General features: G+C 49.0%; 13 protein-coding genes. 8 read left to right on the forward strand and 5 right to left on the reverse strand.

Annotated elements, in window-relative coordinates:
• Window positions 1-17: 17 nt before the first annotated feature.
• Window positions 18-1,283, reverse strand: a complete 1,266-nt coding sequence (locus DCMF_RS18780) for an MFS transporter (protein WP_148135834.1) — start codon at window positions 1,281-1,283, stop codon at window positions 18-20.
• A 325-nt stretch (window positions 1,284-1,608) separates the two neighbouring features.
• On the opposite strand from DCMF_RS18780, the gene DCMF_RS18785 reads away from it, so the two are divergent.
• Entirely contained in the window at window positions 1,609-3,384 is a 1,776-nt protein-coding gene (locus DCMF_RS18785; protein WP_148135835.1) for a carbon starvation CstA family protein, read from the forward strand.
• Window position 3,385: 1 nt separating this feature from the next.
• Window positions 3,386-5,320 carry an S-layer homology domain-containing protein gene (locus tag DCMF_RS18790; RefSeq protein ID WP_148135836.1) on the forward strand — a complete coding sequence of 645 codons (1,935 nt, stop codon included), beginning with the start codon at window positions 3,386-3,388 and terminating at the stop codon, window positions 5,318-5,320.
• A 79-nt stretch (window positions 5,321-5,399) separates the two neighbouring features.
• On the opposite strand, the gene DCMF_RS18795 is transcribed toward DCMF_RS18790, so the two are convergent.
• The gene (locus DCMF_RS18795) at window positions 5,400-6,359 is read right to left on the reverse strand and encodes an MBL fold metallo-hydrolase (protein WP_148135837.1); all 960 of its coding nucleotides are present in this window, start codon (window positions 6,357-6,359) and stop codon (window positions 5,400-5,402) included.
• Window positions 6,360-6,408: 49 nt separating this feature from the next.
• Window positions 6,409-7,209: a transposase gene (locus DCMF_RS18800; RefSeq protein ID WP_148135838.1), complete on the reverse strand. Its 801-nt coding sequence runs from the start codon at window positions 7,207-7,209 to the stop codon at window positions 6,409-6,411.
• Window positions 7,210-7,424: 215 nt separating this feature from the next.
• Between DCMF_RS18800 and ltaE the strand changes: the two genes are divergently transcribed.
• On the forward strand, window positions 7,425-8,459 hold the full coding sequence (gene ltaE / locus DCMF_RS18805; RefSeq protein ID WP_148135839.1) for a low-specificity L-threonine aldolase: 1,035 nt from the start codon (window positions 7,425-7,427) through the stop codon (window positions 8,457-8,459).
• On the opposite strand, the gene DCMF_RS18810 is transcribed toward ltaE, so the two are convergent.
• Together DCMF_RS18810 and DCMF_RS18815 are read right to left on the reverse strand one after the other, a co-directional pair.
• Window positions 8,413-9,327, reverse strand: a complete 915-nt coding sequence (locus DCMF_RS18810) for a DMT family transporter (protein ID WP_214658729.1) — start codon at window positions 9,325-9,327, stop codon at window positions 8,413-8,415. The two genes, ltaE and DCMF_RS18810, sit on opposite strands and share 47 nt — an antisense overlap.
• A 55-nt stretch (window positions 9,328-9,382) precedes the next feature.
• Window positions 9,383-10,759, reverse strand: a complete 1,377-nt coding sequence (locus DCMF_RS18815) for a D-serine ammonia-lyase (RefSeq protein WP_148135841.1) — start codon at window positions 10,757-10,759, stop codon at window positions 9,383-9,385.
• Between the two features lie 301 nt (window positions 10,760-11,060).
• Here DCMF_RS18815 and DCMF_RS18820 point away from each other — a divergent pair, with 301 nt between their 5' ends.
• The 5 genes from DCMF_RS18820 (at window position 11,061) to DCMF_RS18840 (ending at window position 16,818) form a co-directional block, all read left to right on the forward strand.
• The gene (locus DCMF_RS18820) at window positions 11,061-12,659 is read left to right on the forward strand and encodes a sigma 54-interacting transcriptional regulator (RefSeq protein WP_148135842.1); all 1,599 of its coding nucleotides are present in this window, start codon (window positions 11,061-11,063) and stop codon (window positions 12,657-12,659) included.
• A 208-nt stretch (window positions 12,660-12,867) separates the two neighbouring features.
• Window positions 12,868-14,037, forward strand: coding sequence for an NAD(P) transhydrogenase subunit alpha (locus DCMF_RS18825; protein WP_148135843.1), 1,170 nt, complete (start codon window positions 12,868-12,870; stop codon window positions 14,035-14,037).
• Window positions 14,038-14,056: 19 nt separating this feature from the next.
• The gene (locus tag DCMF_RS18830) at window positions 14,057-14,335 is read left to right on the forward strand and encodes an NAD(P) transhydrogenase subunit alpha part 2 (protein ID WP_148135844.1); all 279 of its coding nucleotides are present in this window, start codon (window positions 14,057-14,059) and stop codon (window positions 14,333-14,335) included.
• 4 nt (window positions 14,336-14,339) lie between these two features.
• Window positions 14,340-15,752 carry an NAD(P)(+) transhydrogenase (Re/Si-specific) subunit beta gene (locus DCMF_RS18835; protein ID WP_148135845.1) on the forward strand — a complete coding sequence of 471 codons (1,413 nt, stop codon included), beginning with the start codon at window positions 14,340-14,342 and terminating at the stop codon, window positions 15,750-15,752.
• A 268-nt stretch (window positions 15,753-16,020) separates the two neighbouring features.
• A complete protein-coding gene (locus tag DCMF_RS18840; RefSeq protein ID WP_148135846.1) occupies window positions 16,021-16,818 on the forward strand; it encodes a TrmB family transcriptional regulator in 798 nt (265 codons plus the stop codon).
• The last annotated feature ends 5 nt before the right edge of the window (window positions 16,819-16,823 follow it).

Here is a 16,823-nt window from a genome sequence, read left to right on the forward strand (position 1 = left end):
CTCTTTGGGCTTTCATATTATTCCGGATGAACAAAGTTCTGGGTCTTTTTTTGCCGGTCGATAATCATCACATAAAAGAGGGCGGCACTTGCCAAAAATAAAAAGGAGAATATGGTCAGGCTCCAAAACAGTTTGAAATGGGTATTTAAGAACCCTCCCAGGATGGGGCCGAGAAACATTCCCACCGAATAGCAGGCGTTATACAGACCATAGATCACTCCGGCGCCCTGGGGAGAGGTTTCGGGGTCCGATACCACCAGGCGGTACATGAGGGGCTGGCTGGGCGTTACTGCCGCTCCCGAAGCAATCCCTATTAAGGTCATCAGCAAAAGAAGGATGACGATGCTTGCCGTCAAGGCGAGAAAGGGAAAGAAAAGGGCCGTTGCCAGCAATCCCCAGAAAACAAACCGGTCATAGCCGTAATGGTCGGACAAATGGCCGGCCAGCGCATCACTGACGGCATTAACAATGCCTGTAAAGCCAAAGAACAAGCCGATCTGCACCGCACCTAAGCTGAATTGCTGATCCAAATGAACCGATAACAAGATTTCCAATAGGCCCCAGGTGCTGGCTAAAATGATCAGGACTAGGCTAAAGTAAAGCAGCTTTTGATTTTTTAGCACGAAAGAAAAATTGATATGCGAGGAGCCCCTGCCATCACCGTCTAAATCGGCAAAATCCACTTTAAAAATTAAGAAAATCAGTGCTCCGCAGAACAGGGACAGCACGGCAAACATTTGGTGATAACCGAAAAAATGATAGAGAAATCCCCCGATGGGGGGGCCGAAGATAGTGCCCAGGGACATCACCGCCATCAAAAGGCCGATTTTTTGTCCTTGTTGAAGGGGGTAAAGGACTGCTACGGCAGCTAAACCTGCCGTCCAACTGGCCGCTGCCGCCGCTCCCTGAAAAAAGCGGCATACTAGCAGCATCCAGGCATGATTCGCCAATCCATAAAATAAACAGGAAAGTGCCAGCGCGGTCATACCGGACAAAAAAATTTTCCGGTAACCGTATTTCTCCGCCATCATTCCTAAAGGAATGCTTAGCACCAGGACCCCGAAAGCATAGGAGGAAAAAATGATGCCGAAAGTGAAGGTTGTCAGGTGAAAAGTTTTCATATAAACAGGAATTAGTGGGACAATGCTTCCATATAATACAGTATCTGTAAAAATCAATGCCATGATCAGGTAAAAAATTTTCTGCCGGTTGTGATGGCCGGCTTTATCAGCACACATGTCAAATTCCCTTTCTTGGAGCGCCTTTTGCATAAGATCAGACATTCGCCGGAAACCCTATTTTTTCCTTTAAAATCGCTAAAATAGATTTTTTGTGATCAGTTTTTACCAAAATATATCATAAGCACCCTTCTTCATGAAAGTAGAGACTGGGTGCTTTTTTCGTGTCGAATCAGGCAGGAATTTATCTTCTTCTATAGAAATGTTTTCCTAAAAGCGCTTTATACAACAAGATAGGAAATGCAAAATACATCAGGGGAAATATATGCTATAAAATCTCAGCCTGATGAATTTAAACATCTTACCCGCCAGGATCCGGTAGTTCCCATAAGTAAATAGGAGCTGCTTTTAAACAAAGGAGATAACTAGAATGCATGCCTTAACCTTGATAGTAATAGCGGCTCTGGTTTACATATTGGCCTATCGCTTTTATGCTGCCTTTATCGCCGCCAAAGTCTTAACTTTGGACGCGGCAAGATCTACGCCGGCAGTCCTGCATAATGACGGACGGGATTTTTCACCTACCAATCGCTGGGTATTATTTGGCCACCATTTTGCCGCCATAGCCGGGGCGGGACCATTGATCGGGCCGGTTTTGGCCGCTCAATTCGGCTATTTACCCGGCTATTTGTGGCTGCTTATCGGAGCAGTTACGGCCGGAGCGGTACACGATATGGTTCTATTGTTCGCTTCGGTACGGCATGAAGGACAATCTTTGGCAGAAATAGTGCGCCGGGAGTTGGGCGGGTTTTCCGGGACCCTGGCGTCGGTGGCGATTCTTTTCATGCTGATTATCGTTTTGGCAGGGGTAGGCGTATCGGTGGTCAATGCCCTCTATCAAAGTCCCTGGGGCGTGTTTACCGTCGGGTTTACGATTCCTGTTGCCATTCTGGTGGGCATTTATTTAAAATTGCTGCGCCCGGGGCATATCGGTGAAGCCACCGTTATTGGGGTTGCGCTTGTCCTGCTGGGCGTGGTTTTAGGACCCGTTATCCAAAACTCCTCACTGGCTCAGTATCTATACTTAAGTAAAAATCAACTTTCTATCATCATACCCATCTATGGATTTTTGGCAGCAGTATTACCTGTTTGGCTCCTCCTCATTCCGCGTGACTATTTAAGCTCCTATATGAAGATTGGCACGATTCTTTTGCTGGCGGGGGGAGTGATCTGGATTAATCCCGTATTGCAGATGCCGGCCTATACCGGCTTTATAGCCGGCGGGGGTCCCGTCATACCCGGCAAGGTATGGCCCTTTATGTTTATTACGATTGCCTGCGGAGCACTTTCAGGATGGCATTCCCTGGTGTCTTCGGGAACCACACCCAAACTGATAAGCAATGAGGCGGATATAAAGATAATTGGTTATGGCGCCATGTTAACAGAAGGATTCGTAGCGATCATGGCACTTATTGCTGCCACAGTTCTGGCGCCGGGTGATTATTTTGCCATTAACAGCCCGCCCCAGGTTTTTGCAAAATTGGGCATGAATATCCAGGATTTATCTGTACTTTCTCAGGCAGTCGGTGAAGAATTAGCCGGACGTACCGGCGGGGCGGTGTCTCTCGCTGTAGGCATGGCTCACATCTTCTCGGCGATTGGCGCCATGAAACATTTAATGAGTTACTGGTATCATTTTGTGATTATGTTTGAAGCTCTCTTTATCCTTACGCTGATTGATGCCGGAACCAGAATAGGACGTTATTTACTGCAAGAAATGGGAGGGACGATTTATCAGCCCTTGGGGGATACCCGGTGGTGGCCGGGGACCCTGATTACCAGTGCGCTCTTTTCCTGTGCCTGGGGCTATCTTTTATACGGAGGTACGATTGCAACGATCTGGCCCCTTTTTGGAGTGGGCAATCAATTACTGGCCGCTATTGCACTGGCTGTGGGCACAACTATGATCATCAGAATGGGCCGGGTCAAGTATCTTTGGGTAACCCTGATCCCGCTGGCGTTTATCACCGTGACTACGATTACCGCCGGTTATCAGAATATCGTATCGATTTACCTGCCCCAACAGAATTATCTGCTGGCCGGTATTTCCGGGGTACTTATTTTAATGGTACTGGCTATTATCCTTTATTCCATAAGGAGCTGGGTGCTTTTGCTGGGCGATCATCAATACCAGAAGGGGGATTAATATGGTTCGTTATTTAATGAAAATCCTGCTGACCATGGGGGTCGCAGTAAGCTTGACCTGTCCGGCAGGTTTGGCGGAAGCTTATGAGGTCCAAACCATGCCTCAGGTAAAGGCGGAAATGCTTCAAGCTGATTATTGGATTCATAAAATTGCCAACCCGGATCAGGTGATCCTAAATCCTGGCCAAATTGAGGAGTTTAACCGGGAGATTATCCGCAAACTGCCGGATTCGGTTTATAACCTGGCGGATTATCCCAGCTCATGGACCCGGGAGCAGTTAACCAGGGTGATTGACTATCCCTTTCCCAGCGAACCTTCCTATATGGGGGCAGAAGTAGTAGCCGCCTCCTATTGGCAGCAACTGAAGCGGCAAATGAATCTGGATGGTTTAAAGGAAAAAAATCAGGTTCAATATGGGTTTACGGTAAAAAGGAGCAATTTAAAAATTTATCCTACCGCCGACGTCATTGGAGACGAGCCCAATGATCCTGCCTTTGATCTCTTTCAAAACAGCGCCATCCTTGCTGCCGAACCGGTGGTCATCCTCCACCATAGTCTGGATCAGCAGTGGTATTATGTCCAAATGTATAATTGTCTGGGCTGGTTGCCTGCGGCAGATGTAGCTGTATGTGACCGGAATACCTGGCTGGATTATCAGAATGAACCGGATTTTTTGGTGGTCACCGGTAATTACATCAGGTTGGATCAGGATCCCTTCTTACCACAGATTTCGGCAATGGAGTTTACCATGGGCACCAGGCTGCCCCTGGTAAAACCGGAAGACCTGCCGGATTCCATGCGGGGCCGGAGGGTTTACCAGAATTATGTGGTAAAACTGCCGGTTCGGAATATGTCCGGCCAACTGGAATTTGTCATGGCGCCTATTCCCATCTCCCATGATGTAACCATAGGCTATCTCCCTTATACCCGGGAGAATGTCATCCGTCAGGCCTTTAAAATGCAAGGTGAACGTTATGGCTGGGGGGGAATGCTCAATGGCCGGGATTGTTCCGCGCTGGTTTTGGAGGTATACCGCTGTTTTGGGTTTAGACTGGCGCGAAATTCAGATGCGCAAAGACTTTCGGCAGGGAAAACACTATCCTTTGAGGGCTATAGCGTTGCCTACCGGGAGAAATTGCTCCAAAGCGTAAGCCCGGGCGCTTCCCTGCATTTTTCCGGCCACGAAATGCTGTATCTGGGCGAAGACTCCGGTCGTTATTATGTATTGAGCGATCTGGGTTCCTTTGCGGAAATTAAGGCGGGAGAAACCGAACTCCACAGTGTCCGGGTCCGGACCGTGGTGATAAATGACCTTAATGTTACAAGAGCCTCCGGCGTGCCTTGGATAGAGGCCCTTACTACGGCTAAATTACTGGAAAAAACATCTTTTACCGACCTGGCCAATCACCCGGACCGGGCCGTTATTGAAAACCTGGCCGATAATTACCTTGTGCAAGGAGTAAGTGCTACTGAATTCAACCCGGAAGGGACAGTCAGCCGGGCTGAGTTTGCCGCCATGCTTTGCCGCTTGTGGAAGCTGGAACCGGATCAAGCCGAGGCCCAAGGTCAGTTTACCGATGTTTCCGATCAATGGTATGCCGGAGTGGTGGGGGCGGCGGTTAAAGCGGGCCTGTTCCAGGGTAGTGATGATAAAAAGTTTCATCCGGAAGCACCTCTCGACCGGGCTCAGGTAGCAGTAATTCTATCCCGGGTACCTGAGATTTCTGCTACCGGAGCGGACGGTGATCAGCTGGAAAAATTCAGGGACAGAGATTCGATTCCTTCCTGGGCGAAAGAAGCTATGAATAAGGCTATCGCCAAGGGACTTCTGCGCTGTCAAACCCCGGATCAGATTGCCCCCTTGGATTTGGTGACCCGTTCGGAAGCAGCCGTGATCCTGGACGCCCTATTAAAGATGCCGGCAGGTGAGGAGTGATTTAGCCAACCTTTCCGGTAAGGGCTGCCGCCGGATATTAGGGGTTGAACCGTTGAGTCCTTGAAGAAAGGGGGAATTTTCATTTCCCCTGGGATTTTTCTACCCAGTCCAAAAGACCTTTGGCATCTAAATCAATATTTTGCTCAATAAAAATGGGGAGCGGCTTTTCCTTAGGGTAGCCCATTTTCACCAGTTTGTCCTTCACCGCAATTTTCAGCCGCCCGGCAATTTCCTGCCATGTCGCCTCCCCTTGGCTGCATGCCTCTGCGGTAACTTGCTGGAACAGGGCTAAGTTTTCCCGGCAGGTGTCGATATATTTGGCCGCTAAACCTGTGACAACCCCAAAATGAGAAAAATAAATGGTCCGGGGGTTGATTTCTTCAATTTTTTTCAGAGAAGCGGTAAATGATACGGGGTCAAACTGGCTGGGGGCAGTAGACAGTAAACTGTAGTCGATGTTATATTGGGCAAATTCCGGGACATGAATGCCTAAAAGATCGCCGCTGAAAAGACCCTGCGTCAAACTGTCCAAAGCGGTGAGATGGTGATTGGCATGTCCCCTGCCATGATAAAAAATCAATTTCCTGTTTCCCAGGTCCAAAGCTTCTTCGTGCGCTACAGACAAAATCCGTTCCGGGGGAATGGGGATTACCGGCTGAAAGCGAGCGTCAAAATCATCAAAGGCCATTTTGGCTCCTGCTATTAAACGGCTGGGATCAGCCATGTGCCGCGCCCCGGAAGGGTGCACCACAAGCATGGCCTGAGGGCACCTGCTTAACAGATATCCCGCCGCTCCGGCGTGATCCAAATGAATGTGGGTGACCACAATATAGCGGAGATCCGAAAGCGTGTAACCCTTTTCCCGGAGCACATGCAAAATAAGGTCTCCGGAAGGACCCGGCCCGGTTTCTACCAGGGTCAACTTTTCCGCCTCAATTAAATATCCGGCCGTTCTTCCTTCTGCTCCGCTCTCCATAAGGTCAATCATACTAATATGATCCCCGACGGAAGATACCAATGGGTTTATGTTTTGAACCATGATGCAATTTCTCCTCTCTAATAGTTGAGTCAGGGGACGGTTCTCTGACTCACTTCCTTCGCTGAATAATATTTCTGTCTAGATTTAGTATTTCTGCCAATTGTCTAATGGATAGATTTGATCTCATTTTAAGTGCACAAATTAATTCATCCCTGTGGTTGATATTGTTCTTGTTTTTTAAGTCATTTAATACGAGATCTTTTTTTCGCAGATACTCATTAATAAATATTCGGGCATTTTTTTCGTTTATGATATCTTTCTCTTTCTCGTCATTTTCTTGATATTCCAGAAAATCATCCTTTGTATCCTGGCTCGTGTATTCAATAAACATCTGAACTGCCGTCTGTCTATCCGGGGAAAGTATCCCCAGTATCATGTCTGTATCAACTATATTCTTCATTAGGTCGTTCTCATGAATATAGGCAGGATAACTGCTCCACCTATACTGTGATATTTTTTGCGTAATTCCTGCCTTAAGCGGATTTCTGTGGATATATCGTGCCGCAGCCAGCAGATAACTATCCGTTTCTATGATTTCACTTTTAAACCGATCCTGAAAGAGATGCCCGGTTCTGTTGTACTTTTTGTTGAAGTAATAAACATAACTGACATTGATTCGTTTCATAATCCGGGATATCTCATCCCGGCCCTCATTAATCAGCAGGTGAACGTGGTTATCCATAAGACAGAATGCATATATGCTGTATTTATTATGTTCGTTTTTTTCCTTCAGGATAGCGATAAAGCGTGCCTTATCCTCATTATTCCGGAAAAGTTCTTTTTTTTCGTTTCCCCGAATCATCACGTGATAATTTTTGCTTTCACTCAATTTTCTGCTCTGTCTCGGCATTCTTTTCACCCCCTGTTAAGGGGAGTATATCATCAATCCTTTTTTGAGTCAAGGAACCGTCCCCTGACTCACTGGCTCAATTCGTGTTGTTTTGCACTCTTTGGTTGCTTATAATAGGTTTAGTGAAAGAGAAAAAGAAAAAGGGAAAAACGTTAAGGATGCTGAACAAAAGCAAGTGTTTACTTGCACTGATTGATAAAAAGGAGTGAGGTAGGGTGCGGGTGATTGATTTAAGAAGCGATACGGTGACAGAACCAACACCGGAAATGCGTGAAGCCATGGTTCGGGCTGAAGTGGGGGACGACGTCTACGGGGACGATCCAACAGTTAAGGAGCTGGAAGAATTGGCCGCCCGGGTAGTAGGGAAGGAAGCAGCCTTGTTTGTACCCAGCGGGACCTTTGGCAACCAGCTGGCTCTTTTTACCCATTGCCTCAGGGGGTCGGAAGTGATCCTGGGAGACGACTGCCACATTGTCCAGCATGAGGTGGGAGCGGCTTCCGTCATTGCCGGGGTACAGCTAAGAACTTTGCCGGGCCATAAAGGGGAATTTAGCCTGAGCGAAATAGAAAATAAGATTAGAAAGGAAGAGGATATCCATTATCCTGCTACCGGCTTAATCGAAATAGAAAATGCCCATTCCGGCGGGCGGGTGATTTCCTTGAACTGGATGCGGGATGTTTACGGGATCGGGGAAAAATACCGCATTCCGGTCCACCTGGATGGGGCGAGACTTTTTAATGCCGCCGCCTATTTACATGTGGACGTGAAAGAAATTACCCGGTTCTGTGATTCCGTGATGTTTTGTCTGTCCAAAGGGCTGTGCGCCCCGGTAGGGTCCCTGCTGGCCGGCAGACAGGATTTTATTGACCGGGCGAGAAAAAAAAGAAAGCTGATGGGCGGAGGATTGAGGCAAGCCGGTTTCTTAGCTGCCGCAGGAATACTGGCCTTAGAGAAAATGCCCCACCGGTTAAAGGAAGATCATGAAAATGCCCTCTTTTTAGGAGAGCAGCTGGCCAGGATACCCGGAATTCACGTGAAATCGGAGGATATCCAGATCAACATGGTATTTTTTAGTATCCGAGATTCCGGCCGGGATGACCTGGCCCTGGTCGCACAGTTGAAAGAGAGGGGAATAAAAGCCAGCTCTGCCGAGGGCGGTCTGATGCGTTTTGTCACACACTACGGCGTAACCAAGGACGACATTAGGTATGTTGTTGACACGATGCGGCATCTTCTTGCGGGCTCTTAACCTCTTCCCGGGCGTAGACAACCATCACTGCCCCGGAAATAACTCCGGCCGCTCCCCCCAATTGTAAGAGGGTTAAATGATCATGAAACAATAAAATGGCGATGATCACACCGAATAAGGGTTCCGCCGTGCTCAGAATGGTAGCCTTGGTGGGTCCGAGCAATTCCAGGCCCCGGAAGAATGTGAGCATAGCAAACACCGTGGAAAGGATCACCAGCCCGAGTATCCAGGGCCAGGCCTCAGACTGAAAGCGGAATTGGATGCCTTTGGTGGACAGCCCCCAAATGAGCCAGCCCGCGGAGGCGGATAGAGCAATATAAGCGCTGGCCACCAAAGGAGGAACCCTTTTCAGTATTTTGTTTGACAGGATGACATAAGCGGCATAAACTACGGAGGCGCCCAAGGCGAACAGGATGCCTGCCCCGTTGATGTTTTCCGTAGTGGTTCCCAGCATCAGGATCAGCCCGATAAAAGAAACGGTCACGGAAGCAATGATTTTTTTGGTCAGGGGTTCATGATCAATCAAAGAAGACGCTGCCGCAATAATGGCCGGATGGGTATAGACAATGACAACTGTCAAGGAAGCAGGGATATACTTTACGGCAGAAAAATAGAAGCCGGATTGCAGGGTATAGCAAACAGCCCCAAGAAAAAATAAACCGCATAAGTCTTTGGGCGTGAATCTAATCTTGCCGGATTTGAAGGCTGCCCAAATAAAAAGAAGCAGACCGGCCAAGAAAAATCTGATAAAAAGAAGGGTGGAAATAGTCACGCCGTTTGCATAAGCAAACTTGGCAAAGGTAGGCATCAAACTAAAGCCCAGGGCGGAGATAAGCACCATGACGATGCCTTGATAATAATGATTCATTTTGTCACCTGCCGTCAGCAAACTAATCTCATTTAAACAAATGCCCCGGATAAAGTCAAGATGATGGATTTTGGGCATGTTTGGAGTAGCCCTTTTGGTAGTATTCCGCCATCACAGCCGGAGGGACCATGCTTCCCCCCGTAGCCCAGACAATATGGGTGGCATTTTCCATTTCCGGCAGCAGGCTGTTTTTTTCCAGGTATTCCTGTCCGGCCCTTTCCTGAAACAACCGGAACGGCCCGGGCATGCCGGCTAATGCGGATGGTTCTAAATAAATTTTCTCTGTGTCGGCTAATGTGCGCAAAAGCAGGTATAAGTGGTCGTCCCCGACGGTATAGACCCCGCTGATTAATTTTTCCAAAGTCTTTCCCACAAAACCGGACGGTCTGCCTACGGCCAGGCCGTCTGCTGCGGTGATGTTGTCAATGCCGAAATCAGTAACGGATACCTGGTTATGGAGTCCCGTCATTACACCGATCAGCATACAGGGTGAGTGGGTCGGTTCGGCAAAGAAGCAGTGCACATGATCTTTAAACAAGAGCTTAAGTCCAAAGGTAATCCCTCCCGGACCGCCTCCCACACCGCAGGGCAGGTAAACAAACAGGGGATGGTGCCCATCAACCCCTATGTTTAATTCAGCTAATTGATGCTTCAGCCGGGACGCTGCTACGGCATATCCCAGGAACAGGTCTTGAGAATTTTCGTCATCAATAAAATAGCAGCGGGGATCCTTCTGACACTGTTTTCTCCCTTCCTGCACCGCTTTACTGTAGTCCGCCTGGTATTCCATCACGTGAACCCCTTTGCTGCGCAGCAAGTCTTTTTTCCATTGCCTGGCATCCGCCGACATGTGTACCGTAACCTGAAATCCCAGTTGAGAGCCGATGATGCCGATACTTAAACCCAGGTTTCCCGTGGAACCGACGGCAAGGGAAAATTGGCTAAAGAAATTTTTAAATCTTTCCCCGTCCAGGATGGCATAATCGTCTGCCTCCGTTAACATGCCGTGGTCCAGGGCCAAATCCTCCGCATGTTTTAATACCTCATAGATCCCTCCCCGGGCTTTTACAGAGCCGGAAACAGGCAGATGGCCGTCACATTTCAAAAGCAGTTTTCCCGGCACCTGCCTCTGAAACCTTTCTTCCATCCATTCTTTCATCTGCGGGATGCCTACCAGGGGCGATTCGACCCTGCCCTGGGATTTTTCCGTTTCCGGAAATACCCGGGAAATGTATGGGGCAAAACGTTCCCAGCGCTTTTCGGCATTTATCAGATCCGCCATCCCCAGGGGGAGCCTATGCATGTTTTCCTGCATCCTGCCATAAGCAGGGTTTGCCCAAAACACCTCCTGGGTGGACATGAGCCGGTGCAGCAAGGGATAGAGACTCTTCCATTCCTGCAGGGTTTTCGGACCGATTGTTTTCTCTGTCATGGTTTACCTCTTTCTGGCGAAGTATGTGAAAAAAGCTGGTCTTCCCTAAGCCAATACCTGTGATGGATCCTCACTTTGGAAAGGTTGACCGTCCTTGAGGGTATCTGCTTAAAAATATTTTAACATGGGACAGATCCAGTTCCAAACAGAATCGTCACAGCCTTTGGGACTATCACATAATTTTACATAGGCGAAACGGAAACTTTCCTGCCATATACTGTAGGAGGATGAAAGAGAAAAGGAAAAAGGCTGTTGATGTCAAATAGATACTCCATGGATTTGATCATGAGGAGGGCCCAACGTGGAAAATCCCAGGCTGAAAATTAATTTTAAAGACCGGGTGGGTTTTGTTTTTGATGTGTCCCGGGTCATTTTTAACTGGGGCATCAACATTCTGTCTCTGGAAATTCAGACCGGGTGCCTTTACCTTCATATTGAAAAGATTGATGCGGCCAATTTGAAAAAGGTGATTGATGAAATAAAATTGGTGCCGGGAGTTACCGGAATCGATCCCCTTGCCATGATGCCGGCAGAGGAAAGGGAATTTAAGATAAAAGCGGTGCTGGACTCCGTCAGTGAGGGGATTATCGCCGTAAACGAGAGGGGAATGATCACCGCCTTTAATCCTGCCGCGGAACATATTCTGAAAGTATCTGCCTCGGAGGTGGCGGGAAAAAACATTAAAGAGGCGATCTCGGCGGATGTTTTGATTACCGGCTGCCTGGACGAGGGAAAATCCTATAATTATCAAAAGGTGAGCCTGCCCATTCCCCAAGGACGGGTCAGCTTGCTGAGTTCCGGCCGGCCCCTAAAAGACGAGCAGGGAAACATTGTGGGGGCGGTGATTTGCATTAAAGATATGTCGGATGTAAAACGGCTTGTCTATACGGTCACCGGTCCCCAGCTCACCACCTTCAGTGACATCTGGGGAAACAGCGAGTCCTTAAAAAAGGTTTTGGATCTGGGAAAAATTGTGGCGAAAGGAGATTCCACGGTTTTGATCCGGGGAGAAAGCGGTACGGGAAAAGAGCTTTTTGCCCGGGCCATCCATATGGAAAGTTTCCGCCGGGGAAAGCCCTTCGTGCCTATCAACTGCGCCGCTCTTCCGGAGAATTTATTGGAAAGCGAACTCTTTGGCTATGTGGAAGGCGCCTTTACCGGGGCCAGTAAAGGAGGAAAAACCGGCCTGATCGAATATGCCCATAACGGCACCTTGTTCCTGGATGAAATCGGCGAACTTTCTCCCCGCTTGCAGGTGAAACTGCTCCGTGTGCTTCAGGAGGGCCAGGTACGGAAGATCGGCGACAGGAAAGAGCATCCGGTGAACATCCGGATTATTGCCGCTACAAACCGGAATTTAGAGGAGATGATGAAGATGGGCACTTTCCGGGAGGACCTCTATTACCGCTTAAATGTGGTGCCCATTTTCCTTCCTCCCCTGCGCCAAAGAAAAGAAGATATCGCCTTGCTGGCCAGGCACCTGATCAAAAAATTTAACACCCGGCTCAATAAAAGAGTGGACAGTATTTCCGAGGAGGCTGTGCACAAATTAATGGCGTACCACTGGCCGGGCAATGTCCGGGAGTTGGAAAACGTTTTGGAACGGGCCATGATTTTAACGCCGGATGAAAAAATTATTACGGAACACGTGGTACTGGATTACTTTGGTGATGAAAAGGAGAGCCGGAATCCCCGGGAAGAGCTGGGAGCCCGGGAAGAAACCTGGCCCTGGAAAAATCAAACCCTGGAGCAAGTGGTGGGCTGTTTCGAACGAAAGCTGCTCCTCCAAGCCTTAAAGGAATTCGGGGGCGTACGCCGTACTGCGAAAGCCCTGGGTGTTTCTCATACCACTATCCTCAATAAAATCAAAAAATATGGATTGGGATCGGAACCCTCTTAAGGGAATCAGGATAGCAGGAAATCAAAATGGTAAGAAAAATGACCGGTGGTAAGAAAAATTACCACGTGCTGGACATTTTTCTTACCATTTTGATAAAGGCCCCATTGATCTCTTGGCGGGCTTAGGTTTTTTCCTCCTGAGAATTGGTATGGATTTTGCTTAAGAGTATGGTAGCGAATGATCTATCTATGCCAAGGAGGAAAAGACGATGAAATTTAAGGATTTAATCATCGGGGTGCCCCGGGAAATTATGAAAGGCGAAAGACGCGTGGCGGCCATACCGGAAACTGTAAAGAAGATAATAGGGGAGGGGGCCCAAGTCCTCGTCGAGAGAGGCGCGGGTAACGGGTCTTATTTTTTGGATGGGCAGTATCAGGAAGCCGGTGCCCTCCTAGTGGAGGACGCAGAAGAGATTTATGCCAAAGCCGATATTATTTTGAAGGTAAAAGAACCCCAGTTCAACCTGGCTAAGGGGAAACATGAAGTGGAGATGATGAAGGCCGGCCAGTACCTGATCACCTTTATTCATCCGGCCTCTCCCGGCAACCACCAAATGGTGCGGGATTTGGCTCAAAAAGGCGTCATCGGTCTGACCCTGGACGGCATTCCCCGCATCTCCCGGGCCCAGGCCATGGACGCCTTAACATCCATGAGCACGGTAGCCGGGTACAAAGGGGTATTAATGGCGGCGGACCGTTTAGCGAAATTTATGCCCATGGTGGGAACGGCAGTAGGGATGATTAAACCGGCCAATGTGCTGGTGATCGGTACCGGAGTAGCCGGATTGCAGGCGGTGGCGACGGCCAAGAGAATGGGTGCCCTGGTTTATGGGGCCGATATTCGACCGGAGGCCAAAGAACAGGCGAAAAGCCTGGGAGCAAAAATGGTGGAACTGGATATCCCGGCGGAATTAGCCATGGGAGAAGGGGGCTACGCGAAGAAATTACCCGACGAATGGCTGGAAAAAGAACGGAACATTTTAAGAGATTTCGTCGCCCAGTCCGATATGGTGATCCTAACCGCGCTTATTCCGGGAAGATTAGCGCCGATCCTTCTCACCGAAGAAATGGTAAAATCTATGCCTGCCGGTGCCGTCGTGGTTGATATTGCTATTGATCAGGGAGGCAACTGTGCAACCACTGAGCCGGGTCTGGTAGTAGAAAAGCACCAGGTCAGCATTGACGGGACGAAGAATATTCCCGGCATGATGCCCACCAGTTCTACCTGGATGTTTGCTCATAACATTTACAACTACCTGGCCAATTTGGTGAAGGATGGCCGGGTGGAGCTCAATATGGCCGATGAGATTATTGCTTCCTCCCTTGTGACCAGGGACGGCAAAATCGTCCACGCCGGTGCCCTGGAAGCAATGAGCTGAGACAGAAGGAGAGGGAAAAATGAACGCCCTTTTATTGATAGCGTTGTTTATTGCCGCCACTTTGGCGGGCTATAAAGTGATCAGTAATGTGCCAAGCTTACTCCATACTCCTTTGATGTCCGGAATGAATGCCCTTTCCGGGGTGACGGTTCTGGGCGCTCTGGTCGCTACTGCTTTGGCCGTGGTTACCGTGCACAAATGGCTGGGCGCGGTTGCCATTGTACTGGCCACGATTAATACCGTAGGAGGCTTTTATGTCACCCACCGGATGCTGAAAATGTTTAAGACAAGGGGTTGAAACGATGAGCGCGGTAGGATATTTTTTTGTTTCTATCGGTTTGGCCTTGCTTATCCTGTTTGATCTGTATTTGATGAGCTCGCCCAAAACAGCGGTCAAAGGCAATGGCATTGGCGCAGCAGCGATCCTGGCTGCCATTGTGGCCACCCTCTTTTATTACCAGATCGTCACCCTGAAGATTCTCTGGGTTTGCCTGCTCGTGGGCGCGGTTATTGGCTTATACTTGGGCGGAAAAGTAAAAATGATGCAAATGCCGGAGATGGTGGCTTTTTTACACGGCCTGGGGGGATGCGCAGCCGTGCTCCTTTCTATTACCGTATTGCTCAATCCCGGGGAGGTTACCTCTTTTAGTACCTTTACCGGCATGCTGGCCCTGGCTGTGGGCGGCCTTACCTTCAGCGGCAGCATGGTGGCGGCATCCAAGCTGCACCAGATTATCTCTTCCAGGCCCGTCGTCTTTCCCGGTCATACCAGGATCAGCGTTCTGGCCCTGGTTGTCATGGGCATACTGGTGCTGGGGTCCCTTTTTTTCCCGGGAACCATGGCTTTGCTGATCGCTGTCTGTTTGACGGTTTCCCTATGCTTCGGCTATTTATTCACCATCCGGGTAGGGGGGGCGGATATGCCCATCACCATTTCCCTGCTTAATTCCTGTTCCGGGGTGACGGGGGCGATGGTGGGATTGGCCACCTATGACCCCCTCCTGATTGCCGGAGGCGGAATTGTTGCCGCGGCCGGATATCTCCTCACGGAGATTATGTGCCGTGCTATGAACCGGAGCCTCCTGGAAGTGCTGAGCGGCAAAACCACCGCTCCCAATATAAACAGAGCAAAGACAGACGTGTTGGATGACCCGAAAGATGATGTGCCCATGCCGCAAGTTCAGGAAAAAAAGACGGCAGGGCAAATCCTCGCCGAGGCGCAAAGGATCATCATTGTTCCGGGGTATGGCATGGCCCTGGCCCAGGCTCAAAGAGAGGTGAAACAGCTGGCGGATCTCCTGGAACGCCGGGGGAAAGAGGTGAAATATGCCATCCATCCGGTGGCCGGCCGCATGCCGGGGCATATGAACGTACTTTTAGCGGAAGTTGATGTGGATTACGATCAGCTTTTTGAAATGGACGCCATTAATGCGTCGTTTAAAGAAACGGACCTGGCCTTAATTGTAGGGGCCAATGACGTGGTAAATCCTGCGGCCAACACGGCGGAAGGGACCCCCATCTATGGGATGCCCATCTTAAATGCCTATGAGGCGAAAAACGTGATTATTTGCAATTATGATACCAAACCGGGTTATGCGGGAGTGGAGAATCCTCTTTACAAAAGCGCCAATTCCCTTTTGATTCTGGGTGACGCCAAAGAAACGGTAGGCAATTTGGCCGGTGCCTTGGCGCAGATGGAGCCTGCCCCTTCCTGAAACCCAGGTGTCCGGTTTCTGAATCCTTCAAGAAAGCCTGCGGGCTTTCTTATTTTTTTCCCTTAGATCCACCCCAAGTGCCCTGGGGAGCGGAGTCTTAGACTGTAAAAAGCAGATAAAATTTATTATATGCATGTCCGGATCGGTTTATGACAAGAATTTTTGGCAATAGAAAAAATATTTCTATCTACCCTAGTGGGGTGTTTATTGCCGCTGATAGAAGAACCCCTTAAGATATAAATAGATGACTATCTAAGGGGGGCGGACAGTGAGCGAGATTATTCATAAACTGGAACAGTTGGGTTTTTCTTCTTATGAAGCAAAGGCTTATTATACCTTAATCCGAAAGCACCCTGCCAATGGGTATGAGATCAGCAAAATCGGCAGGATTCCGGCGGCTAAAATCTACGATACCCTGAATCGTCTGAAAATTAAAGGGTTTATTATTGAAAGCAGTACAGAAACAGGCAAGTATTATCCGGTACCCCCGGGAAACCTGTTAAGCAGGGTTAAAGAAGATTTCACGGCGCTGATCGACGATTTGGACGTTCAGCTCAAAGAAACGGAGCCTGTTCCGGATATTGACCTGACCATGAATTTGTCCGGCTATGACCTGTTTGTGGAAAAGATGATTCAAGTGATTGAGAAGAGCCGGACCACTTTGTTGTTATCGATCTGGCCCGAGGAAACGATGCTGCTGGCCGACCCCATTGCTGCGGCAAAAAGGCGGGGCGTCACGGTAGTGGCCGCGGTATTCGGCAGTACGCCGGTTGAGAGCAGCTATCGTATTAACTTAGAGCAGTGCGGGGTATCTTCCCGGGCACGGCTGGGAAAACGGCTGACAGCCATTGTGAGCGATCACAAAGAAGTGGTGATCGGAGAGATTGATCAAGCAGGGGATACGGAAGGTATTTGGACAACCACCCCGGGTATCGTTTTAGTGACGAAGGAATACATCAAGCACGATATTTGGGGAAATGTCTTGATAGATGCTTTAGGAGAGGTTCAATTCCAAAAGCTTTGTAAGAACAATCCGCTGCTGTCTTACCTGATGAAAAATCGTTAGGGGGG

Origin of the sequence: Candidatus Formimonas warabiya, assembly GCF_002777255.1 — a bacterium.
GTDB lineage: Bacteria > Bacillota > Dehalobacteriia > Dehalobacteriales > Dehalobacteriaceae > Formimonas > Formimonas warabiya.

Excerpts from the sequence above, each read along its gene's own strand:
- DCMF_RS18780 (WP_148135834.1), bottom strand. The coding sequence starts at position 1,283 with ATGTCTGATCTTATGCAAAAGGCGCTCCAAGAAAGGGAATTTGACATG.
- DCMF_RS18785 (WP_148135835.1), top strand. The coding sequence starts at position 1,609 with ATGCATGCCTTAACCTTGATAGTAATAGCGGCTCTGGTTTACATATTG.
- DCMF_RS18790 (WP_148135836.1), top strand. The coding sequence starts at position 3,386 with ATGGTTCGTTATTTAATGAAAATCCTGCTGACCATGGGGGTCGCAGTA.
- DCMF_RS18795 (WP_148135837.1), bottom strand. The coding sequence starts at position 6,359 with ATGGTTCAAAACATAAACCCATTGGTATCTTCCGTCGGGGATCATATT.
- DCMF_RS18800 (WP_148135838.1), bottom strand. The coding sequence starts at position 7,209 with ATGCCGAGACAGAGCAGAAAATTGAGTGAAAGCAAAAATTATCACGTG.
- DCMF_RS18810 (WP_214658729.1), bottom strand. The coding sequence starts at position 9,327 with ATGAATCATTATTATCAAGGCATCGTCATGGTGCTTATCTCCGCCCTG.
- DCMF_RS18815 (WP_148135841.1), bottom strand. The coding sequence starts at position 10,759 with ATGACAGAGAAAACAATCGGTCCGAAAACCCTGCAGGAATGGAAGAGT.
- DCMF_RS18825 (WP_148135843.1), top strand. The coding sequence starts at position 12,868 with ATGAAATTTAAGGATTTAATCATCGGGGTGCCCCGGGAAATTATGAAA.
- DCMF_RS18830 (WP_148135844.1), top strand. The coding sequence starts at position 14,057 with ATGAACGCCCTTTTATTGATAGCGTTGTTTATTGCCGCCACTTTGGCG.
- DCMF_RS18835 (WP_148135845.1), top strand. The coding sequence starts at position 14,340 with ATGAGCGCGGTAGGATATTTTTTTGTTTCTATCGGTTTGGCCTTGCTT.